This is a genomic window from Mastigocoleus testarum BC008, assembly GCF_001456025.1.
Classification (GTDB): domain Bacteria; phylum Cyanobacteriota; class Cyanobacteriia; order Cyanobacteriales; family Nostocaceae; genus Mastigocoleus; species Mastigocoleus testarum.
In genome coordinates, this window is sequence record NZ_LMTZ01000013.1 from 100,523 (window position 1) to 126,846 (window position 26,324).

A 26,324-nucleotide genomic window follows, 5' to 3' on the forward strand; every position below is an offset into this window, starting at 1 on the left:
TAACTACATATAAGAAATCCAATCACTCCAGCTACCAGCATAAAGTTTACCGGTATGGATTTGTGCGAGTTCTAACGAAAGTAAATTCACACAAGCAGTAACACCAGAACCACAATAAACCAAAATTTCTTCCTTACCCTCTAAATCTAACCATCGACGACGTAGTTCTATTTGAGAAATTACATAACCATTTTCATCTGTTACTTCTTTCCAAGGATAATTAACTGCACCATCAATATGTCCAGCAATTTTATCTATTGGTTCTCTAATTCCTTCATAGCGATCGCGATCCCGAGAATCAACCAAAGTTACCCCTGATAAATTTTTACGATTTTTCACCCCATTAATATCGACTTTTATATTTGACTGGATCTGGGGATCGAATTTAGCTTGCTTAATAGGAGGAATTTTATCTGTTAAAGAATAATCTGCTTGATCCCATGCAGTAAAACCACCGTCAAGTACAGCGACACGGTCGTGTCCCAAATAACGCAACAACCACCACAAGCGCGAAGCAAAAGCTAAACGGGAGTCATCATAGGCTACTACCAATGTTTTTTGGAAGTTTACCCCCATCCTGGATAACTTATTAGCTAACTCCGTAAGATTTGGTAAAGGATGTCTTCCACCATGTTCTCTCACTGGAGAAGACAAATCTTCATTCAAATCTAAGTAGTAAGCTCCATCAATGTGGGAAGTTTGGTACTGCTTGCGTCCTAGTTGGGGATCGGGTAGGGAAAAACGACAATCTACTATTACAACATCTGGATCTTCGAGATGTTTTGATAGCCATTCACAAGAAACAACAAATTGATCGCGACTCATTACAGATATTATTTTGGTTATTTTGCAATTAAGGTTTCTAATTAATATGTCTAGTTAATAATTTACTATTATCGATTTTTTGTCCCCATGTCAGAACAAGAAAGTTTTACCCCCAAAATTACAGGAGACGGTTCTTTCACTTTCTTTTCCACAGAATTTGATGAATCTTTCCATAGCCATTATGGAGCTCGCCAAGAAAGTTTTTTAAAATTTGTTAAACCAACATTACTGGATCGAAAAGCCCATCGTTCGCAATTAAGAATATTAGATATTTGCTATGGTTTGGGATATAACACTGCTGCAGCTTTACAAACAATTTGGCATATTAACCCCAACTGTAAAATTGATATTATTGCTTTAGAAATAAATACTTCTGTACCACAAGTAGCGATCGCTCATAATTTATTTGACAATTGGCATTACGAATATACAGATATTTTGGCCGAAATTGCATTTAAACAAAAAGCCAACAGACAAAATCTTCACGCCCAATTACTAATCGGTGATGCTAGATCCTCCATTCAAACTATTTATCGTTCGGGTTTTCGCGCCGATGCAATTTTTCTGGATCCTTTTTCTCCACCCCAATGTCCTCAGCTTTGGACTATTGAATTTATTAAACTAGTTTCCAAATGCTTAGAAACTGACGGCTTACTCGCAACTTATTCTTGTGCTGCAGCAGTGCGTATGGCGATGAAGGCAGCCCTATTAAGAATAGGTTCAACTGCACCTGTTGGTAGACGAACTCCCGGAACTATTGCAACTCCCAGTGAGGCTGTAGAGTTATCATCTTTATCTCAATTGGAGCAAGAGCATTTACTGACTCGAGCTAGTATACCTTACCGCGATCCAGAATTAACAGATTCAGCAAAGATTATTGTTCAACGGCGACAGGAAGAACAAAACATCTCACAATTAGAACCTACTTCTCGCTGGCGAAGGCGATGGGAATCAAAATTGTAAAGAAATAATATACTTAAGGTAATATATAACCCGTGATTTTACTTAGCTGTCATATGTAGCGAATACTGAGCTATTGTAGCTATACTAACTTAGGACTTTACAAACACCAGGAGCCAAGAGAAAGAAAATTGTTTTGTGCCGGTTTTTCTATATTGATTGTTATGTTGGTTCTTACTGCAACCAGAATCAATTTTTTGCGTGAAGTGAATAATGTAAAAAAAAATACCAATTAGACAGATGAACGAGCTTTAAGCTGCATCGATAGCATACCCTACTGGGACTATATTAATCCCCAAGATCTAAGTAGGTCGGCGTGAAAAAATCAAGGTATGTCATTGCGAGTGGAACGAAGTGTAATGAAGCAATCGCAAGGGATACAGCCTTATTTACATTTTGTTACATGATTGGGTTTATTTGTGCTGACTTACTTATTTTCTCATTCCCTATCTTCAAATTGCCTCTGAATCAAAATAATGTATTTTATTTTGTGATGTATATCACAAAATGAATAAGTTAGATATCACTGCAATGACTGTTTAATAATAGTTTCATATTGCCGGTAAGTAGTATCACGGTAAACCTCAAAAACACAGTTATAACCTTGCTCGTAGTTCACAGAAAGTTTGAGTTTTATTTAAACTTCAATAGTGAAATATTATCGGAATTATTCTATGTTAATAAATTTCCGTAGAAAACCTGATTTAACCTTTGCAAAAATTCCTCATACTAGATTACAAAATGAAAAGTATTATTTAAAATCGAACTTTTTGTGCTTTCATAAATCTGTTTTCATAAAAGCATCTAGAATATTTTCTTGGTTCCAAAAGGATAAAGCTAGCTGCATTGCTATAATGTTTGATACAAAAACTTTAAATATAGTTCTTTGAGTTATTTTTACTTTGTCTTTTAGATCTTGCCGTTAACCATTTTTAAGATATTGGAGCACCTTTGTGATTCAATGGAAATCCAATTATAGAATTCCTAGTGAAGAAACAATTAATGAGTCAAGTTCCTTGATTCAAGATAATACTATTGATTCAGATTCTACAGTCATAGGTTTAGAGAATTTAGAGACTTATTATTCCGAATTATCTCAACCAGACTTAGCTGAAAAAGAAGAGCTAGAAAAAAAAGGAGAATTTTCTGACATAGAAAATAATCCTCATGTTAAGTATATTTATGATTCAATTCTTGGGACAAATTTACAAGCCAAAGGTTCTATAGTGAATGGCTTTGAAGCAGATGCACCAAAAGTTTTAGTAGTTGATGATAATGCTGCTAGTCGTATGACTGCTGTTGCTTTATTGGCGATGGAAGGATATCAAGTCATCGAGGCGGAAAGTGGTGCAACTGCCGTAGATTTAGTCAATCACAAACAACCAGATTTAATTTTATTAGATGTGATGATGCCGGAGATGGATGGCTTTGAAGTTTGTCAAATCATCAAACAAGACGAACAAACCAGGTTAATTCCGGTGATATTCATTACAGCACTTAATGATCGGCGCTCTCGTATTCGTGGAATTGAGGTCGGCGCTGATGATTTTCTATCTAAGCCCTTCGACCGAGTGGAGTTAGCTGCTCGAGTAAAATCCTTGGTTCATCAAAAACGTTTAAATGAAGATTTGGATCATGCAGAAAAAGTCTTATTTTCCATTGCAAGAGCAATAGAAAGTCGCGATCCTAATACTGGCGATCACTGCGAGCGTTTAGTTAGTCTCGGTCAAGCATTTGGAGAATATTTAAATTTACCTCGCCATCAAATTAGAGATTTGATGTGGGGTGGTTATCTTCATGATATTGGTAAAGTCGGAATTCCTGATGCTGTATTACTAAAACAAGGAAAGTTAACACCTCATGAATGGGAAATTATGAGGGGACATGTTTTAATTGGAGAGAAAATTTGCCAACCCTTAAGAAGTATGCGTGGGGTTATTCCAATTATTCGTCACCATCACGAACGTTGGGATGGCTCTGGTTATCCTGATGCTTTGAAAGGGAATGAAATTCCTTATTTAGCACAAGTATTTCAAATTATCGATATTTACGACGCTTTAACTAGCGAACGACCTTATAAACAGGCTTATGCTCCAATTGAAGCACTTAAAGTAATGCAGGAAGAAACAGAGAAAGGGTGGCGCAATCCAGAACTTATGAGACTTTTTGCTGATTTTATTAATTATTGTGAAAGTCGATAAGTTTTTTTATTAGCTAATTATCGCCGGTTATCAAAAATCAATATAACTACTCAATATAATTATTTTTGATATATTAAGAATATTCAAAGGAATTTCGCGTCAAATTTCTATGCCTACATCCTTATGAAGGAATAATGCTACCGTTTCAAAGCATATAACAGGCTAGAATCTAACCGACTAGAGCTAAAATATAACCGGTTAAAGATTGTATAAGACTTTTTAAAAATTGTAAACTACTAAGGTTTCGGGTTAATCTAGTAAGCTGCTATGATCTGGGCCGAAGTCTTAATTGATGTCGAGCATTCATAGTAATTTACAGATAGCCGATAGCTAAATTATGGTAGTTGTAGCAATTTTAGCGGCAGGACGCGGAACCAGAATGAAATCTCACCTGCCCAAAGTTTTGCATTCTTTGGGAGGCAAATCACTTTTAGAAAGAGTAATAGATAGTGTTGAACCACTTTCGCCCTTACGCCGCATAGCAATAGTTGGTTATAAGGCTGAAGAAGTTAAAATAGCTATGAAACCAATTCCAGACCTAGAATTTGTTGAGCAAACACAACAATTAGGTACTGGACATGCTATTCAACAACTTCTTCCCCACTTGGAAGGTTACGATGGGGATTTATTAGTGTTAAACGGCGATGTTCCATTGCTGTGCAGTGAAACGATCGAGAATTTATTAGAAACTCACCAAAAATATCAGAATGCTGCAACAATACTTACTGCACAATTCTCAAATCCCAAAGGTTATGGGCGAGTTTTCTGTAATAGTTTAAATATTGTGGAAAAAATAGTCGAAGATAAAGACTGTACTTCAGATGAGAAAAAAAATTGTCGTGTTAACGCAGGAATTTACTGCTTTCGTTGGCGAGATTTAGCTCGTGTATTACCTCATCTAGAAGCAAATAATGCTCAGAAAGAATACTACATCACAGATGCAGTTACTAAAGTTGCACCCGTAATGGCTGTTGATATAGAGGACAGTCAAGAAATTCTTGGTATCAACAACCGCTTGCAACTAGCTAATGCATATGAAATTTTACAAAGACGAGTAAAAGAAAAATGGATGGCTGCTGGTGTAACTATGATTAACCCCGGTAGCGTCACTATTGATGAAACAGTAGAATTAGAATCAGATGTAATTATTGAACCCCAAACTCATTTGCGGGGAAGCACCAAAATTGAAGCTGGTTGCCGCATTGGTCCGGGAAGTTTAATTGAAAATAGTAAATTAGGTAAAAATGTAACTGTTCAGTATTCCGTGATTACTGATAGTTCAATTCAAGGTGGTACGAGAATTGGTCCTTACGCCCACCTCCGCAATCATGTAGAAGTTGCTGCAGAGTGTCGTATTGGTAATTTTGTCGAACTTAAAAAGACGACATTAGGTGAGAAGACTAATGTTGCTCACCTTTCCTATCTTGGCGATACTAGTACTGGAAGTCAGGTAAATATTGGTGCAGGTACAATTACTGCTAATTATGATGGCGTTAACAAACACCGTACTATTATTGGCGAGCGCGCCGGTACTGGTTCTAATAGTGTCTTAGTTGCACCGGTTAGTATTGGTAATAATGCTTATATCGCAGCTGGTTCAACTATTACAAAGGATGTCCCCGATAGTTCCCTGGCGATCGCTCGTTCTCGTCAGATAGTTAAAACTGACTGGAAAATGAAAAATAAAGCAGAGACTCCAGAACCACAAAAATAGACATCCAACTAAAAATAGAGACATAGCAGTGCTACGTCTCTACAAATTCTCTAAGTTTTTCTACGAACGAATTTCTCTAGAAACAAAATGTTTGGACTTCTTTGGTCGCTTCAAGAGTATCACCAATACTTTCCCCATCATGATAAGCCGCTAATAGAGTCTGACTGGTTTTACCCCAAGCTATTTTCCCATTACCATCAAGAGCGATCGCACCAAAATCTCGCTGACGTCCTTCTGCTTCCTCAAATGAACGTTCCATAGCTTTTTCTAAAGTCATTCCGTCGGTAACGCGTACGACGATTCTCGCTGCTAAGCATTCATCAATAATGTCTTCTCCAATTCCAGTACAGCTAACTGCAGCGTATTTACTAGCATAGTTACCTGCTGGCATTGCAGAGTCGCTAACACGACCGACTCGCTCAAAGCCTTTCCCCCCAGTTGAAGTACCTACAGATAATCTTCCGTTAGTATCCAAGGCAACTACACCTATAGTACCGCGTCGGGCAGTTTCACTAGCTACCAATTCTTCTTCGGCAACGACTCCAGCCATGGAACGTTGGAAATTATCTTGTCTTTCGAGTAACCACTCTTGCAAGCGTAATTCAGTTAAAGCATTGTAACTGGGAATTTGTAATTCTCGTGCAAGTTCTGCTGCACCATAATCCGAAAGCACGCGATCAGAAGAAGTTTGTAAAAATTTAGCTAAATTTATTGGGTTCTTAACTCTAGTAACGTTAATTACACCACTTAAACTTTGGGATGTACCATCCATCAAAGAAGCACTCATACGGATTTGTCCATCTGATTGGAGTACCGAGCCAGTCCCAGCATTAAATCGGGGTTCGTCTTCCAGCAATTGACAGCCTCTCACTACAGCTTCATTTGCAGAGGCTCCTGATACTAACAGTGTGTAAACCTCCTCTACAATTTGATGAAGAGTTCGACGTATGACCTCAACTCCGCCTTTACTTTTTAGGGAACTTCCAGCCCCACCGTGAATGATTAACTTTGGTTGCACCTTTGGTTTCATTTCTGTTTTTTACTGTTGATATCTAAATAGAATTTGTATCGTTGTTTTTTGTTTTAGCTTCCGAACGACGACGACGGCAACGTTCCGAGCAGTATTTAACTTCATCCCAACAGTCTTCCCATTTCTTTCGCCAGGAAAAGGGGCGTTGACAAACCGGACAGATTTTTTCCGGTAAGTCAGATTTAGAACGAGAACGTCCCATATTGATTCTGGATTTATCAAATATGAATAATAGTGGGGTGGAAGTTAATTATAACTACTTAAGAAGATATAATATAAGGTTTTTTCTTCCTAGAAAACCGAATTGATTAGAAAAACAACTCGCGATATAGTTGTCTTCGCTAATTTGGTGATGAATTCCTAACGTAAAAACATTATTGTCTGAAAATAAGTATATTCGGTATTGTTTACCACATTCTCAAAGTTAAAAGTGTGACAATTTTAGCTTTTTGGATAGAAGAATTGAGATTCAGTCAGATGAGATACTTCCTGCTGTAACATTGGAAAATATCAATTATATGCAATCCAAGTATCTAGAACTAGCAGGCAAAGGAAAAAATGATTGGTGGCGTTATCTGCTAGGAATACTACTAATTTTAGTTATATGGATTTACGTTGGTGGAATTGCTGCTTGGATTTTTCTCAGCTTTTTTACTACAGATATAGCTCAGCCAACACCATTGTTAACATATGTCAGCAGTAAGATTACTGATGCTTTTCTGTGGCTGGGAGTTTTTCTGACTGTCACAAGGTTACACCGACGTCCTTTCTTGTCGCTAATCAGTGTAAATGGATCGATTTCTATTCGTCGTTTTCTGTCTGGATTAGCTGTTTGGTTTTCAATGTTGTCTATTGTCTTGCTCGGAAATATTCTGTTTACCTCTAATAAATTTTTATTCAATCCTGATTTGGGTCAATGGTTTGTACTCATTCCTTTGGCATTAATCTTGACTCCCATTCAAGCAAGTAGTGAAGAGTTACTGATGCAGGGTTATATCCTTCAGGGTTTTGCTCGTATAACGCGCAAACCAGTATTTCCTATTATTTGTACCAGCTTATTGTTTCTTATCGGTCACCTTCATCGGGTAGAAATGAAGCGAGGGTTGATTTGGGGAGGATTGTTTTACATTATCGTAAGCGTTTTTAATTCAATTATTACTTTGAAAGACAATAGATTGGAGCTTGCTGCTGGACTACATACAGCTACCAATTTTTACTCCGTTTTGATCGTTCAAGGAACAGACATACCTTTTTCAACAGCTTTGCTACAGGTCAAATCTAGAGACCCGAAAGTTTCTTTAGGAATGTGTTTACTTTTGATGTTAGGGTTCTACTTCATTTTTTTCATTAAACCCAAGGTGATTTTGGGATTTGGTAAATGTAAAAAGTAGCAGTTTTTAATCTTTAGTAGCTAAAGGTAAAACTAAACGACTGACTAACCTACTATCTGCTAATTGATAGAAATGCAATTCTCCCCCCAACTGCTGGATTAATTTTTTGCAAATTTGTAAATGTAAACCTGGGGGACATTTAGTTTCAGAAGGAACAAGAATATCTGATAAATTATTACCTTCTAATTCTTCTAATAGTCCTTCCTCAATCCTGCCATTATCTGTAATTGATACTTCCAAATGTTTTTCATTGATCGGACGACACCAAATATCAATTCTGCCATTTGTAATAGAGCGATAGCATACAGCAAGCAAAATTTCATAGATTGCTAATTCTATTTTTATGGTGTCGCCAGCAACTATTAAGGATTGAGGCGAAGATTGATAATTCTCAGTTTTTGTTTCGGGTGGGGAGTTTTCTTCAAACTGTTTTCCCAAACCATGTACCCCGATCCATAATTTCTGTTGTTTGAGCAAACTATCAATTCTTTCCAAGGAACGCTTGAGGATGCTAGCCATGGGTATTTTCTCTGGAGCAAACATTAACTCCCATTGTTCTTGAGCGATCGCTCTATTCACTGATGCTGTTGTTTGCTCTAATTGATGAAGTAATTGTTGGTAACGCATATGGGTGAGTTCATCACCAGTTATTCCCAATTCTTTTATTTGTGCAAGTAGTGCTGCTACAGTCCTGTGACTTTCTTCTAAACGTCGATGTTTGTACCAATTTAGTTGTTCTAAAGTTTCAGCTTTTGCAGTTAGAAGTTGGGTTATTTGCTGCTGACGCCGCGACCATGCTAGCTGCTGAATTAATATACTTACTGCATCAAGAGAAAGTCTTGACCACTGACGTCCTGGTTCATCAGCAATTACCAAAACACCTGAGGGTTCGCCCTTCCCTCCTGTATCCAATGTCATAATTAAAAGTTCTGCGATATGGGAACCATGAAGCCATTTTTTGGTTTCCCCAGGTAGCTTATCGATGCTTAAACTAAGCATACCTTCATTCGCTAATGCCAACTCAATTAAAACCTCTCTTTTGCGTTTAACTATCGCATCTTGAGAAATCGCAAATTTATTATTGAGAACTACTCCTGGAGTAATCTTTGCAATCTCTTCTCCTGGCATCCAAGAGAGTAATAATACTAAAGGAGCATTGAGAAAAGAAGCAATTTGCTCCATCCCTGTTTTTTCTAATGTTTCTTTTAGTTCTTCATCTAACGTTGGGATATGTTGGGTTTTTCCTAAAATACGCAAAGATTTGCCCAAACTATCTAAAAAGTGCTGTTTTTGTTGGTTTGATTCATTTAACTGCCATTGTCTGACAATTGTGCCAATTTGTCGGCTAACTGCTTGGATTAATTCTTTTTCTAAGTTAGACCAATAACGGTTTATGTCAGTTGTTACTATTAGTAATGTATTGGGGAAGCGGTTGGGAGTACAATTCGCAATTAATAGCGATCGCACACCTTGGGAAAGTAAAATCGTGCGCCAGTTAAATAAGCATAGATCTTCTTCTAAATTTTCAATCCCTACTGCAAGTTTTTGATATTCCAAAAGTTGTCGGTCTACTTCCCTGAGGGCTTCAAAGGTAATATTTACAGGCAAAATCCGCTGATTTTTTCTTTGACCTTGGTAAAGAATTTGATAACAATCCCGTTCGGAATTTAACTGCAATACTAAAAACCGGTTAGCATCAAGTCGCCCTAATATAGTTGACGCAGCATCACTAAAAATTTTTTGAATATCTTGAATGTCTTGTTCTTGATAAATTCCTTGTAGCATTCCGGTTGTAATGCGTGCATGTTCCTTCACCTGTTGAATCGTATTTTCCATTGAGTCAACTGGCGTATTTAAGGAAATTAGTCCTGCTGCACCTCTAATAAAATTTTGCTCTGCTTCTGCCCAAATTCGAGGTTCCTTATTTTCTACCGCCAAAAAACCTAATAATTCTTTCTGCCAAATAATCGGAGCAGCCAATAAACTTCGTGCTTGTAGTTGTTTTAATAATTTAGTTGTTGAATAGCTATTTAAGGAACTTTTACCGTCACCGATAAATATCATGTGACCGCCTGACAATGTATAGTAAAAGTCATTAAACTCTCGAGCATTGATTTGCGTCTGTGCCGGAATTCCATGTTTATTTAAAGCATTTAAACCTAATTTCTTCCCTTGGTTTCTTTTTCGCTGCCAGAAATAATTACCTTTACGCTCAAACCAGTAAATATTCGTGCGGCTGGGTGAAATAAAATCATGGGTGGTATGAACTACTGCTTCTAGCCTTTGTTCGAAATCGTTCAGATTTGGTAAACTTTGCAATAATTCCAATAATGGTTCATCTGGATGCTTGGTTTGCTTATGGAATAAATCTACTTCATGATGATAAAGTATGGTTCCCAACTCGCCTAAAATAGTCATCAGCATGACTTTAATCTCTGAAGAAAGTAGGTATCCCCAACGCTCCGATGCCATTAAAACGATACCTAAACAACAGTCACGATAACGAATTGGTAAAATAACTGTTCCTTTAAGATTATGTTTTTCGGCCAATTCTTGCCATTCCTCAGCCCTAGTCTCAAGTCTTAAATCAGCTACGCCTAGGGGACGTTGTTCAATTGTGACTTGCTCTAATAAATCTCCAGGACTCAGCACTAGTCTTTGCTGCAAAACCTTGGTTTCATTTCCTGGAGTAATGCCGCCTTTACCAAATAAAATATGGTTTAAACGGTCGTAAAGCGCAACCCAAATTAGGCTGTATTGAAAATACTCTTGAAAAAAAGAAACAGTTTTTTCAATTAGAGCATCAACGTTGTCTTCTTCCCTTAAATTTTGGAGAATACGTCCTAGAGAAAGAATTTTTTGTTCGGTGGTAATCTTATTTAGCTGCACCATCCGGCTTTAAGTCGAAATACCTTGTTAATAATAGGGTTCCCATAAAAGCATCTCAATCGATAAAATTTTATTGGAGGTTGGGGATTGGCAACTGGCGACTGGCGACTGGCGACTGGGAAGATAATCTACATTAATCATCATCTCCCCTACGCTAAAGGCTTATAGCTGCGCTACCTACGGATCCGTCGACGCCGCAGATTCTACCTACCTATCATCTTCTTCTTCGCTACCTTTGGAACGAACGGATTCCTACGTACCGTTCATCTGTCGAGATGCGTCCTAATGCTAATGTCCAATCCCTAATCCCCAACCCCTAATCCCCAATCCCTAATCCCCAATTACCTTGAATATCTATCAATCTTTAGTTCGCCCAATTTTATTTAATCTCCTTAAAGCTGACCCAGAGCAGTTACACTCATCAACCCTCAGTAGTTTGAGTTGGCTGGAGCAAAATCGTCATATTGCAGGTGTAAGCTCGATCGCTCGTCACCTAGAAAAAACTTTATGTATTTCGGACCAGAAGCTAGAGCAAAATTTATTTGGTCTGCATTTCCCCAATCCCATGGGTTTAGCTGCAGGTTTTGATAAAGATGGTGTTGCTGCTGCGATCTGGTCTCACTTTGGATTCGGATTTGCGGAACTGGGAACAGTAACATATTTAGCACAACCGGGTAATCCTAAACCTCGCTTGTTTCGTTTACCTTTAGATTACGCAGCTTTGAATCGAATGGGTTTTAATAATCGTGGTGCAGAAGCAATGGCAACAAGATTAAAATCTGTTAGTATCAATAGTTCTTCTATTCCTATAGGAATAAATCTAGGTAAATCGAAGGTTACACCACTCGCAGATGCTGCAGATGATTATTTGAATAGTTTTCGTCTACTCAAAGATTACGGTAAATATTTTGTTGTTAACGTTTCTTCTCCTAATACTCCCGGCTTGCGAAAACTTCAAGACGCCTCATTTTTAGCTTCAATTTTAACTGCATTACAAGCAGAAAATTCTCTACGCAAACCAATTTTTGTTAAAATTGCTCCAGATTTAGAATGGGAAGCGATCGCCGACATTATTTCCCTAGTACAACAATCTGGATTAGCTGGAATTATTGCCACAAATACTACTATCAGTCGTGAAGGTCTTAAAACCCAAGCGATCGAGAGAACTGGTAACTCACCCCAGCAAGAAGCTGGCGGTATCAGTGGTGCACCAGTACGCGATCGCTCTACGGAGGTCATTCGATATATTTACCAACAAACCGGAGGTAAAATGCCGATTATTGGTGTTGGTGGTGTGTTTAACGCCGAAGATGCTTGGGAGAAAATTACAGCTGGTGCAACTTTGGTTCAAGTTTACACGGGTTGGATTTATCAAGGTCCAATGATGATACGTCAGATTCTTGAAGGTTTGCTTGTCAAGTTAGAACAGAACAAACTAAATTCCATCTCCGAAGCTGTGGGTTTGCAAGTTAAACAGCAAAAATCGATCTAAAGTCATCGATTCAAAAAAATTCACTTGGAACTAGTTACCGATCTAGAACACACAACTATGCTTCGCCATCCACAGGGAAAAATTCCTTCGTTTCCTTAGAATAGGTCCAAGCAATACCGTCAGGGTCGCGATTGCGAGACCATTCGGAAAACTGTGGATCGTTTCGCCGTTTAAAAACAGTACTTGAATACACACCTAAACGTTTAGCAAGCTCTGATTGAATTAAAGAACCAAATAATAGTTGCTTTTCTAAAGGTTTCTTATCTTCTGTGTGGAGGTGCTCTGGTTCGGCGTTAATTTGTTCGGAGATGGTTTCATTTACCAAGCTTTCAGCATGACTAACTTCCTTTTTAGGCTCTAATTCTGCCAAAATCTGAGTACTTGATTTTAGCGTTGGAGCAGAAAATTCTTCTGCTTCTGGTTCGCTAGAATCCAATAAACTGCTCAAAGTCTTAGCAGTAATAAAGTGATAAACTTGATTGCCATCTTCAACTTTAACGATTCTGGCACCAAATTCTCCGGCTTTTGTATCCAGGTAACGTTTTGCTTTTGTTCCAGAAAAATTACCCTTAATTGCTAAGTCTATCGGTGTAATTCTACCTTGATTACTTTCAATTAGTTGGTGAAATGTCGGATTAACTTTTGTACACCATTGCTGCCACCGATAACTCTGAAATAATCTCAAACCAATTAATAGTGCTACAAGCACTATCCAAATTCGCCAAGTGTTGACAAAGAAAATAATTGCAACCGAGATTGGCAAAATTAAAACGAGAAAACCTTTCCCGTAACCTTCTATCGTTTTTTCACTCATGCCCATCGTTGCCAAGAGGTTTGTTTGGAAAATAATTTAAGAAATAATATTATCTTTGCAAAATTTTGGACATTTGTTTGTAGCGTTTGCTGATTTGCCAAAAAATTATTTGACAACTACTACTGGAGCTAATGATTTCTCAAAAGCCTGGTATATAAGGATAGCATCCATTGAAGATAAAGGAAAATTTTGGCAAAAATTTGCGAAAAAAAGCAAAAATGCTTCTTTAGAGGGAAATTTATTTCAAATAATTTTTTAAATCTTACGTAAGTTTTGATTTGTAATAGGTATCTTTTTATCGTAGTTTAAGTATAAAGAAGGCTATGGAAATAAGGCTATTAAAAATACAAGCTTTCGCTGTTCCCAAACCTAATGACGTCAAAATATAAAATTTAACAAAACTATAATGAAATTTACTGCCTTACTATTGTCAATACATTTTCTATTTTCGGGTATTTCCGTTTTCGGGATCATTCCTAACAAAGATGCAATGTGCAGTAATTATGATGGACATGAGATTTGTATTCTCAATATTCAACGTAGTGCAAAAAGATACTGGAATTACAGAGTCGCAATCAGTGTTGACGGAGAGAATAAGCCCGTTGAAATATATAACTGTCGTGGAAGATTTAAGATTCAGCGCAATGGTAAAGTTGTTCCATTTGAAGAAAATAGTCCTGGTAAGCTGATATGCAAATATTTTAAAAAGTAGATTCTGAAAAATAAATTTAAATTTAGAAAATAGTTTTTATCGGTCTCTGATACATATTAGGGGTCAACAATTCTCTAGCAAAGAAAAAAAATTAATTTGAATGATAAATCTATTTGCGGGAATTCCTGTTAACTGGCAAGACTGGCTAACTGTTTTCTCTTATGTCGGTTTTACAGTCTTCATCATTGTTTGTATTTTGGCGACCCAAAAAAACTAGTTAGGATTCATCACACGAAAACTCCTAACTCAGTTAATTAACCTGGAGGGCGATCGCAATGAATAAATTTTTGAGTCATTAGCCCTAAATCTTGAAAATATCACCTGTGGAACCAAAATCCAAAGCTTTACTCACTCATATTGTGCTATCTTCTGTAGATATGTCATATCGGTTCTGGTAGGGAACAGCTATCAGAGGTAATGGGGAAAGATTGGTGAAAATCCAACACTGTCCCGCAACTGTGATGAGATAAAACAAAAGCTTTGTTTATCTCTAAGTCAGGATGCCCGCCGTATTTTTTCTGAGTCAGGTAAAACGTCTGCGAGGTACAGATGATGTCGAATCAATTTTTATTGCAATTAAATGAAATAGATATGCGAGATATATACCCAGAGGGTATTGCATTTGGTAAGTAGATTTTTAAGTTATTAGATCTGTATAAACATTAATTTTTGTGTTTCAAAGTATGGATGCAGAAGCAATTGCTTGAAAAAATTCCTCTTAAATTTGTTTCTACATCTATGCTCCATTTGCCCTACAAAACTTAGCTATTTTGTTCTGCTTTCAAAAAGACTGTACTACAGTTCATCTTTGATGAGACTTCTTGCGTACGGTTAGCTGAAGAAATGTACAGATACTTCAGGGCGAAGTGCTGGTGCTAAACTATCTCGTCTACAAATGAGGACTCAATTGGTAAATCCTCAAACGAGAAGAAATTAACTTTCTGTAATTTGAGTCAATAATTTTTCGCGAACATTATAACAATGCATAAAATTCCTGTAACTGTTATCACTGGATTTCTTGGTGCTGGTAAAACTACTCTTGTCCGCAATCTTCTCAAAAATAATCAAGGGCGTCGTATTGCTGTTTTAGTCAATGAATTTGGCGAAGTTGGTATTGATGGTGAAATTTTACGTGGGTGTCAAGTTTGTGATCAAGAAGGGAATCCACAAACTAATATTGTTGAACTGAATAATGGATGTCTTTGCTGTACCGTCCAGGAAGAATTTTATCCAGTGATGCAACAGTTAGTTGAGAGACGAGATAGTATTGACTGTATTCTTGTAGAAACTTCAGGTTTAGCTTTACCGAAACCTTTGGTACAAGCTTTTCGCTGGCATCAAATTCGTAACGCTGCAACGGTCGATGGTGTTGTCACGGTTGTGGATTGTCAAGCCTTAGCCATGGGACATCTTGTTAACGATTTCGCTGCTTTGGAAAAACAACGAGAATCTGACGAAAGTATTGAGCATGAGACTCCCCTCGAAGAATTATTTGAAGATCAGTTAGCTTTTGCAGATTTAGTTTTATTAACGAAAACAGATTTAGTTGATAAGGATACTGTTGCTAGAGTTACTGAATCATTACAAAATCAAGTTCCACCGGGAGTTAAAATTGTACCTTGCGATCACGGAGAAATTAATACCGATTTATTGTTAGGTTTTAATGCTGCAGTTGAAGATAATCTCAAAAATCGTCCTAGTCATCATGACCATGAAGAAGAACACGAACATGATGATGGAATTAACTCGGTGGAATTTGTTTTAGACCAAGGATTTGAACCAAAAGTTTTGATTAATAAACTACAAGAGTTAGTGCAACAAGAAGAAATTTATCGCATTAAAGGTTTTATAAACGTTCCTCAAAAGCCAATGCGGATGATTCTTCAAGGAGTTGGTAATCGCTTTGATTCGTTTTACGACCGCATGTGGTTAGATGAAGAACCTCGTCAAACCCGTTTAGTATTTATTGGTCGGGAGCTTCAAGCAGCAAAAGTAGAAAAAGCGATTTTGAACTAGTTTGGGGATAGCACTAAGATGCCGCCGCCTTGCGGCACATGGGGGTTAGGGATTGCTGGAAACTGGATGAGATAAAACGTCCATCAATATTCCTGGGCGACCTAAATGAAATCCTTGAACATAATCTACTTTTAATTTGCGTAAAGCATCTAAAATAGTTTGATTTTCGACAAATTCAGCTATGGTTTTAAGACCAATTCCTTCGGCTATGTGATTAATTGCTTCCACCATTACCCTTGAGGCTTTATTACTATTCAATTCCTTGATGAAAGAGCCATCAATTTTTAAATAATCCACAGGTAAATTCTTTAAATAAGTCAAAGAGGACATACCTTTACCAAAGTCATCGAGAGCAAAACTACAGCCAAGATTTTTGAGAGAATTAATAAACTTTGAGACTCTAGTCAGATTAGAAACTGCCACGGTTTCAGTAATTTCAAAGCAGAATAAGTCCGGAGGAAGATGGGAATCGGTCAGTTTTTGTGACAAAAATTCTAGAAAAGATTCGCTGTTGAGTGATGCTCCCGAAAGATTAATGGAAAAGCGATAATCTTGTAAATCAAAGTTAGTTCCAGAAGATTCACCCTCCGAATGAAAATTGCTGAGCTTTTCCATTAAATTATTAACGACCCAAGTATCAATATCAGTAATTAGGGAGTTACGCTCTGCTATGTCTAAGAATATATTGGGGGAAATAACTCCATTACTTTTATCTGTAAGGCGCAATAAAATTTCAAAGTATCTTTTTTTGTCATCTACTTCCAAAGGAACAATGGGTTGCGCGTAGAGGCTAAACAAATTTTCTTGGAGAGCTTGGCGAAGATGTTTAACCCAGCATTTGGTTTTTTCTTGACGTTCTTTGAAAGTAGAGATGGGGTCTGAATAAACAGTAATACAATCTCGACCTCGCTCTTTAGATTGATATAAAGATAGATCGGCAGCTTTGAGCAACAGATCGGGATTATTTTCGGAGGTGGGTATTACACTTGCGATACCAACACTAATGGTGACAACAGAATTTGTTGAGGAATCAAGATGAGGGATATTTAATTCTCTAACAGCAATCCTCATATCTTCGGCAACTTTAATTGCTCCAGATTCGGGTGTGTGGGGTAAGATTGCAGCAAATTCTTCTCCTCCGTAACGCGTTAATACATCTCCAGGTCTTTTGATTGTGCTGGCAATTGCTTTAGCTACTTGTTGCAAGCACTCATCCCCGAGTTGATGACCATAGGTATCATTATATTTTTTGAAACAATCCACATCACAGATGATTAATGACAGGGGAGAAGAAGCGCGTTTAAGCCTATACCACTCTTTATATAGTTGTTGGTCGAAATAACGGCGATTATAGAGATTAGTTAAAGAATCTACAATAGCTAGTTTGGATAATTGTTGGTAAAGTAATCCTTGTTTAATGCCAATGGCTAATTGGGTTGTCAATTTTTCTAGTAAGTCAATCTCTCTTATTTGCCACTGTCGGGACGATTTATATTGGTCTGCAATAAGCCATCCCCACAAGGTATTTTTAACAGTACTAGGATCTGCTGATTGAGTAGGATTAATTAAAATTGGAGCTATTAATCGTGCTTTAGGATTAAGTAAGGATTGCGCATCTAAGAGAATTTCTGTTTTCTGCTTTCTGTTTTCTGTTTTATTTACTTCAATTTTATGAATTTTGTTTTGTAGATCGCATTTGCTGTAAGGTATGTTGCCATCTACACTATTTGTGTAACAGATATGTTGATGGTTGTTTGTATTTAAGAGAAAGTAATCATAGGGTATATTTTCCTCAAAATCAATTGTAATACCACTGGAAGCATAGGCTTTAATCGATATGCTTTGATTGTTTATTTGAGTTTGATTATTTATTTGAGCTAACCAAACAAGGTCACAGTCTAATAAAGCTCTTATCTCTTTAGTTGCAGTTTCTAAAATTAATTTTAAATCTAGTGATTGACGAATACGATCGCTGATTTCTCCTAATAATTTTTGTTGGGCAGCATCTTGGGCTAAATTTTGACGTAAGCTCTGAAGGGAAAGATGGGTTTCAATTCGTGCTAGTAATTCTTCTTCCTTAATCGGTTTAGTTATGTAATCTACCGCCCCTAATTTAAAGCCCTGTACTTTGTTTTCGGTCTCTTTTAGGGCAGTCATAAAAATAACCGGAATATCTTTGGTACTGGGGTTACTTTTTAAGTAACGACAGGTAGCAAATCCATCAAGGTTCGACATCATCACGTCTAATAAAATTAGGTCGGGATGATTAGCTTTGGCAGTTTCAATAGCTTTATTTCCACTCTGAGCAATGAGAATTTTATAACCAACTTTTTTCAAATATTGAAATAAAAGCTGTAAATTATTGGGATTATCATCAACTATTAAAATTATTTTAGATGGTAGAGAATTTACTAAGTTATTCATGTTAATCTTAATCTATTTTCACCCATATTATGGGTTTTAACCGACTCGGAATTAACTAGTAACCAGTAAAAATACTTGTATTGTTTTTGGATATTACTAATATTTTTTAATTTTATTTCATCATTATTACGCTTAGGGAAACATAAAATCCTTGTTAGTTCGGGCTTGAAGTGAAAAGCGATTATTGCTTCTATAATATTAGAAAATAAAGCTTAAAAGCTAATAATAGTCTAAGGTTTACAAAGTTGTTTCCGATTTTTATGTTTCCAGAGTTACGCAAGAATACGAAGCCCTAAAACTCATATTTCATCACTTCATAATGTAATATTAATTACTATGTGTTTTGCGACTGAAAGGCGAAAATCAGAAAAAATAAGTGTTTATACATAAAAAAAGCCTAGTTAAGTAATACTTAGACATTACTTAAAATATTACAAAAAATCTTTAAAGGCTAGGGCGGTAATACTGCTGATAGTCATCGACATTTAATTTATCAATTTCTGAAATAAAATTTCTAATTGCTCCTGCTGACAATTAAGAACAAGCTGTCGAACCTTTTGCACAAAAGGGATATATTGAGAATTTGTTTCTTCGAAAAAATTTATCTGCTCTTTAATTGCTTCTATATCTCCGAACTTGGCTAGTTCTAATAATTGGATTAATTCCTGCTGAGGAGGTACAACCAGAACATATAAGTCTTCTTCTGTAACGGTTTCGACTGATTGCCAATCTAACTGTAAATTACTTTCTAATAGTTCTAGCAGTTGTTCTAAGTCTACAGGTTTAGATAAGAAGCCGTGACAATTCATTTCCGATTGTTTGAGAATTGACTGGCTATTAGCCGAAATCATAATAGTTACTGTATTTTGTAACTCATGGTGTTGTTTGATTCTAGTAATCATTTCTTTACCATCCATGACTGGCATAACTAAATCCACCAAGATAGCATCGGGTTTAAAAGTTTCAGCTATAGCTAAACCTGTTTCACCATTATTAGCTTCTGCAATGATAAAGCCTAAGGGTTCTAGATATCTAACCAATAAAGCTCGGTTGTCATTGCGATCATCCACAACGAGGATTTTTTGGGGTTCCCTCAAACAACGGATATTTTGATAATTAGGCCCAGATGATGTGGGTAAAATATTGGCATCTGCTTCCAAGATTTCTAAATCGAACCAAAACTTAGTTCCTTGACCTACTTTGCTTTTCAGTTGGATTTGACTACCCATAAGTTGAATAATGTTTTGGCTAATATTTAATCCTAAGCCGGTTCCTTCAGGATTTTCAGTTATATTTCTTAATTGTCTAAATGGAAGGAAAATTTCAGTGAATTTAGTGCTGGGGATGCCGATTCCCGTATCTTCGATCTGAAAACGGATTTTTTGGATTTTTCCAGGCTTAAGGCGTTTCTTTTGTTGCTTTGTTTTTATATTAGAAACTTTGAAGGTTATGGTGCCATTTGAGGTAAATTTAACGGCATTACCCAGTAAGTTTAATAAAACCTGTCGCAATCGGGTTTCATCAGCACTCACTATTTTAGGTAGAGAAGGTGAAATTGAAGTAGAAAATTTTAAATATTTTTGCTGAGCGCGGAGACGAAAGATAGTCGCAATTTCGTTTAAGAATTGAATAAAATTAAATTCTTGTGGTTCTAATTGCAGTTTGTTAGCTGTTATTTTCGATAAGTCAAGGATGTCATTAATTAGAGTCAGCAGATGTTGACCAGATTGATTAATGATTCTTATGGAATCAAGTTGCTGTGTCGTTAAATCAGAGTCTTTTTGCAAAATGCTACTAAAACCAAGGATGCTATTTAGGGGTGTGCGTAATTCATGGCTCATATGAGCAATAAAAGCATCTTTAGCTTGGTTAGCTTTTTGGAGTTTGGTTTTACTTTCTTTAAGATCAATTTCCGCTTGTTTGCGATCGCTAATATTTCCAACTATGGCAACAAAATATTCCGCTTTTCCCGACTTATGTTTGATTAGAGTGACTGTTAAATGAGCCCATACGATCAAGCCATTACTGTCAATGTAGCGTTTCTCACAGGAATAACTTTCGAACTCCCCAGCTAGCATTTGTCTGACATATTCTAAATCAAGAACTGAGTCTTCGGGGTCGGTAACGTCTGCGAAGCCTTTCTGTAATAATTCTGCTTCAGAATAGCCGAGCATCTGGCAAAAGCCTTGGTTAACCTTAAGAAAACGAAATTCTGGGTTAAGATGGGCAATACCTATTGCTGCTTGTTCAAAAGTACTACGGAAGAGTTTTTCGTTTTTTCTGAGGGCTGCTTCAGTTTGTACAGAGGCAATAGAATTACCAATATCCTTTGCCATCAACTCGATAATTTTTCTTTCCTCTTCAGTAAATTCTGATTTTCTAAATTTAGTATCGCAAAAGATTAATCTTCCGTAGAGATTGCCATTGACAAAAATTGGCGTAATGATAAAGGATTCTAATTTTAAGTCGAGACAAGTGGGAGGATTTTTGATTGATTTGCTTTCCCCAAGCTGATTGTAGGTAATGGTAGAAAGATTTTCTTCTACTACCGACCCACAGTAAGTACAAAGACAAGGAGATTTGTAACCCACTTCTAAATCTAAAGGCGATTCAACAGCGACAATATTATATATAGAATCATTGACCTCGCTGACAATCCCCGTAGGTAGATTGAACATCTGGCATCCAGCTTGGAGATAATTGCTAAATAAATCATCTAACTGTTGATAATTGGAAACCGCTAGACGATGAATTTGTTGAAGGCAATTGCTAAAATTGGCTAAGCTTTGCGTACGCTGGGCAACTCGCTGTTCTAGCTCAGCATTGGCTTGCAGGATTTGCTCTTGAGCTTGTTTAATTTCGGTGATGTCCCGACAACTAGAAATTAAATCCCCTGCGGGAGTAAAAGTGAGAGTTAATTCTTCATTAAAAGTATGACCGTCGCGGTGTTTGGCTAAAGCTTCTCCCTGCCATTTTCCCCGCTGTTGTAAAATAGGAAATATTTCTCGTTCGAATCGACCTAATTCTTCAGGTTCGTAGAGAATATGCCAAGATTGACCGATTAATTCTTCGGGTTGAGTGTAGCCAAAAATCTCTAGGTGAGCTTGATTAAGATAAATAAACCTATCATCACTGAGAATTGCAATGCCATCACTAGCGGTTTCTATCGCTGCCAATTGACGGCTCTGCAATTCTTGAGCAAGTTTTTGTTCGGTGAGGTCGCGGGCGCTGGCATATAACAGTCCCTGATAGGAAGTTGCCATCCATTGAAAATAACGATAAGAACCATCTTTGCAGCGGTAACGATTCTTAAAACCTATGGTATCACGATCTTTTTCCAGTCTTTTTAGCTCTTCGATGCTAGATTGTACGTCGTCAGGGTGAATAAAATTCAGGAATGGTTGATTGAGCAATTCCTCTTGGGTATACCCTAAAATCCTTTCAAAACTGGGGTTAATTCGTCTAAAACAATTATTCTGTGGAGTAGCTACACATAAAAGTTCTAGAGATAGATTAAAAAAGTTGTTTATTTCCTGTTTTTTACTTTGTAACTCTGTTAAAGTATTTTCTAGTTGCAGCTGAACTACTTTAATTTCATCTATTTTGACAAAACTAATTACAATTCCCTGTCTTTGTTGGTTTTCCGTGTGATAAGGGTGGATTCGCACCAAGAGATAGGAGTCACATTCTAGATGCTTAACCTCTAATTCAATAGATTTTTGATTTGAATTGACTTCCTCCAACAATGCTTGTAAATTAGGGCATTCTATTTTGAGGGTAAGTTCTTTTAACGGGCGTTCTAGATCTGTGTGGCGTACGGAGACTGCTGCTGTTGCAGCAGGGGTAAACTTACGAATTTTTAACTCTGAGTCTAAAAAGATAACTCCAATTTCTGTACTCTTAAGTAAATTATCAATGTCGTCATTGAGTTGAGTAAGTTCTAAGATTTTTGACTGATACTCAATGTTAACTGTGTGCAGTTCTTCATTAACTGAATGTAATTCTTCATTAGTGCTTTGTAGTTCTTCATTGGAGGCGGTTAATTCTTCATTTGATGCCTGTTGTTCTTCGTTAGTAGTTTCTAATTCTTCGATTAATGCTTGAAGATTTTCCCGGGTATGTTGCAACTCATGCTCTAATTCTAAAATTCGCCGTTGAGCTTCATTGTTAGCTTCAAATATTTGTACTGGTGTTTTTTCTAGAGACGGTACAATTTCTTTGCGATTAATTTGTACCAGATAAAAGTTCCCACTTTCCCAATTATTTTCTGGGGGAATAACCTTGAGGTTTATATAATACGTATTCCTTCCCTGTTCTAGTTTAATTTCAGAATAAATAATCGATTTCTTTTCTTTTTTAGCTCGATGAAGGGCAGTATTTAGAGGTAGCTGTAAGGGCAATACTACCATTTTGGTAACATCAGTAACAATTTCCCCATATGGAGGTTTAAATAGTTTACTTGAGTTGCCATAAACATAAAGTAATTGATAATCTGAACTCACCAGCATGATAACCGAGTGAGAGTCGTTTAACATGCGTTGGAGACTATGCTCATGAATTGATTTTGTATTATTTGGAAATTTAGGTTTTAAAGTCTGAGAATAAGAGTTGACGGTAAATTTAGAGATGGTTCTTGGAGGAATGGCGAACTTAATATCTCTTCTTTTTTGGTAAATTTTCCATTTTTTGTTTAAAGCTGTAAATTCAGAAGTAAATATTCCTAAAGATTCAGCTTCTCCTAGAAAGAGCACTCCCTTGACCAATAAAGAGAAATGAAGATTACGCAGTATCTGTTGTTGCAAATCCGACTGCATATAAATTAGGACATTACGGCAGCTGATTAAGTGCATACGGGTAAAACCCGCATCTTTAGTCAGATCTTGGGGGGAGAAAATTAACATTTCTCTTAATGTGCGTATCACCTGAAAAGATTCATCTTTGGGGATGAAATATTTTTGTAATCGTTCGGGAGTGATATGATTAACAATAGATTGGGGGTAAATTCCCGTAGAAGCTTTTTTTAACGCAGTGTGATCTATATCGGTAGCAAAAATCTTTACTCTCTGGGATTTATTTAAATCCTCTAAGGCTTCATGGATCAAAATCGCTAGGGAATAAGCTTCTTCCCCCGTAGAGCAAGCCGCTACCCAAAACCTCAATTCTTCCTGGGGTTTGGCCTGCTCGATTAAAACGGGCAAAATATTATTTTCTAAATGATTCCAGGCTGCTTGATCGCGGAAAAAATGAGTGACGTTAATTAGTAAATCCGAGCAAAGAACTTTCCTTTCTTCCTCAGAGTGATGGAGAAATTTAAGATAACTGGCGATATCTGGAAAGTTATTAATCAAACGGCGACGGTGAATCCGTCGTGATATGGTACTAGTTTTGTAGTGAGAAAAATCGATTTTTTCCGTTTCAAGCAAAAGATTAGCCATTTGCTGAAGGTGAGAAGAAGTCAGAAAGCTTGTGTCATTAGACTCAATTTCTAGACAATCTGCAGGTGAGAGAATGCATTGATAGATTAGTTGCGCTAGTTCTTGGGGGGGGAGAATTTGGTTTACGACTCCAGTAGCGATCGCACTGCGGGGCATACCATCAAACTCTGCCGTTTCTGGATCTTGTACTAAAGATACTCCCCCTGCTTCATTAATAATCTTTAAGCCATGGGTTCCGTCACTACCTGAGCCTGACAAAATTACCCCAATGGATCGTTCTTTGTAGTTATTAGCTAAAGAGGTAAAGAACAGATCGATGGGAAAGTTGAGTTCGTATCTATCATTTTCGTTTTTTTTACGTTCTTCTAACCTTAATAAGTTGGTTTCTAAAACTAAATTCTTACCTGGAGGAATTAGATACACCGAATTGGGCTGCAACTGCATATCTTGTGTAACTCGATGAACTTCCATACCCGTGTGTCGCTGGAGTAATTCTTTCATCAAGCTTTTAAAATCTGGCGAGAGATGCTGAATCACAACAAAAGCAGCACCGCTATCGGAGGGTAGGTGATCGAACAGTTCTTCTAAAACACTCAACCCACCTGCTGATGTACCAATACCAACTACGAATAAGTCATCATTTACTGTTTCCTTGAGATACAGTTTTTTACGAGTAGGCATAGTTTCAGTAGGATATTCAAGTTAGGTGCTGATACTTGTCATATTTCAGTATAAAAAGAAGTGTAGCTCATATACTGTTATTAAGTGTATAAATTATTTTTGATTAACTCGCTCCTTGTTAAGGCAGCTACAACAAATGGAGTCCGTCAGATTTTGATTTCTGTAAAGCTAGAGCAATTCTCGCTAAGATCGGATTACAAGTTTTACAAATTGGATTAGTAAAATAAAATGCACGCGTCAATATCGCAGCAAAATACTAATGATCGCACTGCCATAGTTATCGGTAGCAGTATGGCTGGACTTTTAAGTGCAAGGGTTTTAGCAGATTATTTTGCTCGTGTAGTTGTAGTTGAGCGCGATACCTTACCCCAAGAGCCCCAAACCCGTACAGGTGTTCCTCAAGCAAATCATGTTCATGTACTGCTTACCCAAGGAAAAAGAATTTTAGAAAAATTATTTCCTGGGATAGATTCAGAGATAAAGGAAGCTGGAGCACCAAAAATCGATTGGGCTAAGGAATACGCACTTTTTGGTTTTTGGGGCTGGCATCCGCATATTGAATCGGATTTGATCACCCACACTTGTAGTCGTGCATTTTTAGAATGGTTGGTACATCGTCGTCTTTTGAGTTTTGATAATGTTAAGTTTTTAGAAAAAACTCAAGTTCAGGAATTGCTAAGTGATGAGTCTAATTCTCAAGTCAAGGGAGTCAAGGTATATCACTTAGATCGGCATCAAGAAGAAGAATTAACTGCAGATTTAGTTGTGGATGCTTCTGGTCGTAATTCCCAAGCACGTAATTGGTTAAAATCAATGGGTTATCAGACACCAGAAAAAACAGAGATCAATTCTTTTTTGGGTTATAGCACTCGTTGGTATGAACGTCCTCAAAATTTAGAAGTAAATTGGCAAGCTTTAGGAGTTCTCTCTAAACCTCCCCATAATAAACGAGGAGGAGTTTTGGTTCCTGCAGAAGGTAATCGTTGGATTATAACTTTGGGAGGTATCGGTAAAGATTATCCACCTACTGATGACAAAGGTTTTTTAGAATATGCCCGTACTCTACGTAACTCAGCGATTTATGACCTAATCAAAGATGCTAAACCTATTTCCAAGGTGTATGGTTATCGTCGTACAGAAAATTGCTGGCATCGTTATGAAAAATTAGCGCGTTTGCCAGATGGTTTAGTCATTATTGGGGATGCAGTTTGTGCTTTCAATCCGATATATGGTCAAGGAATGACAACTGCTGCTTTAGGAGCTTTAACTCTACAAAAATGCTTACAAAAGCAGTTCAGTGGTTCCAATTATACAATTGTGGGATTAGCTAAAAAGTTTCAAAAACAGTTAGCTCAGGTGTTAAAAACTCCGTGGTTAATGGCGACAAGTGATGATTGTCGTTGGGAAAGTACTGAAGGTGGAAAACCCGATACAATGACTCGATTTATGCATAAATATATGGATGAAGTGATGTTATTATCAACCCGCCAGCCAAAATTACATCGGACATTTTTTGAAGTCATACATATGATTAAACCGCCTGCAGCATTGTTTGCGCCTGGTATTGTTTTGGGAGTTTTAGGACAGGTAATTAGGGCGAAAATCAATGGTAATTCACGGAAGGTTTTAGCTACTTCTACAGAAGTTCTTTCTTAATGAATTTATAAGGAAATAGTAAATAGGGATACTTAGACATTTTTTTCTTGTTTTTTGTCTGAGTCCCTATATTTTTTATAAATA

Annotated in this window: 16 protein-coding genes and 1 riboswitch; of the genes, 9 read left to right on the top strand and 7 right to left on the bottom strand. The window is 37.0% G+C overall.

Annotation, left to right across the window (positions count from 1 at the left end):
• Positions 1-3 precede the first annotated feature (3 nt).
• Complete coding sequence (locus tag BC008_RS03710) at positions 4-825, bottom strand: sulfurtransferase (RefSeq protein ID WP_027846304.1); 822 nt, start codon at positions 823-825, stop codon at positions 4-6.
• 87 nt (positions 826-912) lie between these two features.
• On the opposite strand from BC008_RS03710, the gene BC008_RS03715 reads away from it, so the two are divergent.
• The 3 genes from BC008_RS03715 to glmU all read left to right on the top strand — a co-directional run bounded on the left by BC008_RS03715 (position 913) and on the right by glmU (position 5,700).
• Positions 913-1,788, top strand: a complete 876-nt coding sequence (locus BC008_RS03715) for a tRNA (5-methylaminomethyl-2-thiouridine)(34)-methyltransferase MnmD (protein WP_027846305.1) — start codon at positions 913-915, stop codon at positions 1,786-1,788.
• A gap of 950 nt (positions 1,789-2,738) precedes the next feature.
• A complete protein-coding gene (locus BC008_RS03720; RefSeq protein WP_027843012.1) occupies positions 2,739-3,986 on the top strand; it encodes a response regulator in 1,248 nt (415 codons plus the stop codon).
• A 337-nt stretch (positions 3,987-4,323) separates the two neighbouring features.
• On the top strand, positions 4,324-5,700 hold the full coding sequence (glmU, locus tag BC008_RS03725; RefSeq protein ID WP_027843011.1) for a bifunctional UDP-N-acetylglucosamine diphosphorylase/glucosamine-1-phosphate N-acetyltransferase GlmU: 1,377 nt from the start codon (positions 4,324-4,326) through the stop codon (positions 5,698-5,700).
• 76 nt (positions 5,701-5,776) lie between these two features.
• On the opposite strand, the gene BC008_RS03730 is transcribed toward glmU, so the two are convergent.
• A complete protein-coding gene (locus BC008_RS03730) occupies positions 5,777-6,730 on the bottom strand; it encodes an isoaspartyl peptidase/L-asparaginase (RefSeq protein WP_027843010.1) in 954 nt (317 codons plus the stop codon).
• 22 nt (positions 6,731-6,752) lie between these two features.
• On the bottom strand, positions 6,753-6,932 hold the full coding sequence (locus BC008_RS03735; RefSeq protein ID WP_058183157.1) for a DUF2256 domain-containing protein: 180 nt from the start codon (positions 6,930-6,932) through the stop codon (positions 6,753-6,755).
• Positions 6,933-7,179: 247 nt separating this feature from the next.
• Between BC008_RS03735 and BC008_RS03740 the strand changes: the two genes are divergently transcribed.
• On the top strand, positions 7,180-8,121 hold the full coding sequence (locus tag BC008_RS03740) for a CPBP family intramembrane glutamic endopeptidase (protein WP_058183159.1): 942 nt from the start codon (positions 7,180-7,182) through the stop codon (positions 8,119-8,121).
• A 6-nt stretch (positions 8,122-8,127) separates the two neighbouring features.
• Here the strand turns inward: BC008_RS03740 and BC008_RS03745 are convergent, their stop codons facing one another.
• Positions 8,128-11,013: a GAF domain-containing protein gene (locus BC008_RS03745; protein ID WP_027843008.1), complete on the bottom strand. Its 2,886-nt coding sequence runs from the start codon at positions 11,011-11,013 to the stop codon at positions 8,128-8,130.
• A gap of 343 nt (positions 11,014-11,356) precedes the next feature.
• On the opposite strand from BC008_RS03745, the gene BC008_RS03750 reads away from it, so the two are divergent.
• A complete protein-coding gene (locus tag BC008_RS03750) occupies positions 11,357-12,502 on the top strand; it encodes a quinone-dependent dihydroorotate dehydrogenase (protein WP_027843007.1) in 1,146 nt (381 codons plus the stop codon).
• Positions 12,503-12,557: 55 nt separating this feature from the next.
• Here the strand turns inward: BC008_RS03750 and BC008_RS03755 are convergent, their stop codons facing one another.
• Positions 12,558-13,316, bottom strand: coding sequence for a hypothetical protein (locus BC008_RS03755; RefSeq protein WP_027843006.1), 759 nt, complete (start codon positions 13,314-13,316; stop codon positions 12,558-12,560).
• 55 nt (positions 13,317-13,371) lie between these two features.
• Here BC008_RS03755 and BC008_RS03760 point away from each other — a divergent pair, with 55 nt between their 5' ends.
• The 3 genes from BC008_RS03760 (at position 13,372) to cobW (ending at position 16,044) form a co-directional block, all read left to right on the top strand.
• Complete coding sequence (locus tag BC008_RS03760; RefSeq protein ID WP_027843005.1) at positions 13,372-13,575, top strand: hypothetical protein; 204 nt, start codon at positions 13,372-13,374, stop codon at positions 13,573-13,575.
• Positions 13,576-13,722: 147 nt separating this feature from the next.
• Positions 13,723-14,028 carry a hypothetical protein gene (locus BC008_RS03765; protein ID WP_027843004.1) on the top strand — a complete coding sequence of 102 codons (306 nt, stop codon included), beginning with the start codon at positions 13,723-13,725 and terminating at the stop codon, positions 14,026-14,028.
• Positions 14,029-14,397: 369 nt separating this feature from the next.
• A riboswitch (cobalamin riboswitch) is annotated at positions 14,398-14,554 on the top strand.
• Positions 14,555-15,009: 455 nt separating this feature from the next.
• On the top strand, positions 15,010-16,044 hold the full coding sequence (cobW, locus tag BC008_RS03770) for a cobalamin biosynthesis protein CobW (RefSeq protein ID WP_027843003.1): 1,035 nt from the start codon (positions 15,010-15,012) through the stop codon (positions 16,042-16,044).
• Between the two features lie 45 nt (positions 16,045-16,089).
• Here the strand turns inward: cobW and BC008_RS03775 are convergent, their stop codons facing one another.
• Positions 16,090-18,468, bottom strand: a complete 2,379-nt coding sequence (locus BC008_RS03775; protein WP_058183161.1) for an EAL domain-containing response regulator — start codon at positions 18,466-18,468, stop codon at positions 16,090-16,092.
• A gap of 485 nt (positions 18,469-18,953) precedes the next feature.
• Positions 18,954-24,584 carry a chemotaxis protein CheB gene (locus BC008_RS03780; protein ID WP_058183163.1) on the bottom strand — a complete coding sequence of 1,877 codons (5,631 nt, stop codon included), beginning with the start codon at positions 24,582-24,584 and terminating at the stop codon, positions 18,954-18,956.
• Between the two features lie 228 nt (positions 24,585-24,812).
• Here BC008_RS03780 and BC008_RS03785 point away from each other — a divergent pair, with 228 nt between their 5' ends.
• A complete protein-coding gene (locus tag BC008_RS03785) occupies positions 24,813-26,240 on the top strand; it encodes an FAD-dependent oxidoreductase (protein ID WP_027843002.1) in 1,428 nt (475 codons plus the stop codon).
• Positions 26,241-26,324: the final 84 nt, after the last annotated feature.

Excerpts from the sequence above, each read along its gene's own strand:
- BC008_RS03710 (WP_027846304.1), bottom strand. The coding sequence starts at position 825 with ATGAGTCGCGATCAATTTGTTGTTTCTTGTGAATGGCTATCAAAACAT.
- BC008_RS03715 (WP_027846305.1), top strand. The coding sequence starts at position 913 with ATGTCAGAACAAGAAAGTTTTACCCCCAAAATTACAGGAGACGGTTCT.
- glmU (WP_027843011.1), top strand. The coding sequence starts at position 4,324 with ATGGTAGTTGTAGCAATTTTAGCGGCAGGACGCGGAACCAGAATGAAA.
- BC008_RS03730 (WP_027843010.1), bottom strand. The coding sequence starts at position 6,730 with ATGAAACCAAAGGTGCAACCAAAGTTAATCATTCACGGTGGGGCTGGA.
- BC008_RS03735 (WP_058183157.1), bottom strand. The coding sequence starts at position 6,932 with ATGGGACGTTCTCGTTCTAAATCTGACTTACCGGAAAAAATCTGTCCG.
- BC008_RS03745 (WP_027843008.1), bottom strand. The coding sequence starts at position 11,013 with ATGGTGCAGCTAAATAAGATTACCACCGAACAAAAAATTCTTTCTCTA.
- BC008_RS03755 (WP_027843006.1), bottom strand. The coding sequence starts at position 13,316 with ATGAGTGAAAAAACGATAGAAGGTTACGGGAAAGGTTTTCTCGTTTTA.
- BC008_RS03765 (WP_027843004.1), top strand. The coding sequence starts at position 13,723 with ATGAAATTTACTGCCTTACTATTGTCAATACATTTTCTATTTTCGGGT.
- cobW (WP_027843003.1), top strand. The coding sequence starts at position 15,010 with ATGCATAAAATTCCTGTAACTGTTATCACTGGATTTCTTGGTGCTGGT.
- BC008_RS03775 (WP_058183161.1), bottom strand. The coding sequence starts at position 18,468 with ATGAATAACTTAGTAAATTCTCTACCATCTAAAATAATTTTAATAGTT.
- BC008_RS03780 (WP_058183163.1), bottom strand. The coding sequence starts at position 24,584 with ATGCCTACTCGTAAAAAACTGTATCTCAAGGAAACAGTAAATGATGAC.
- BC008_RS03785 (WP_027843002.1), top strand. The coding sequence starts at position 24,813 with ATGCACGCGTCAATATCGCAGCAAAATACTAATGATCGCACTGCCATA.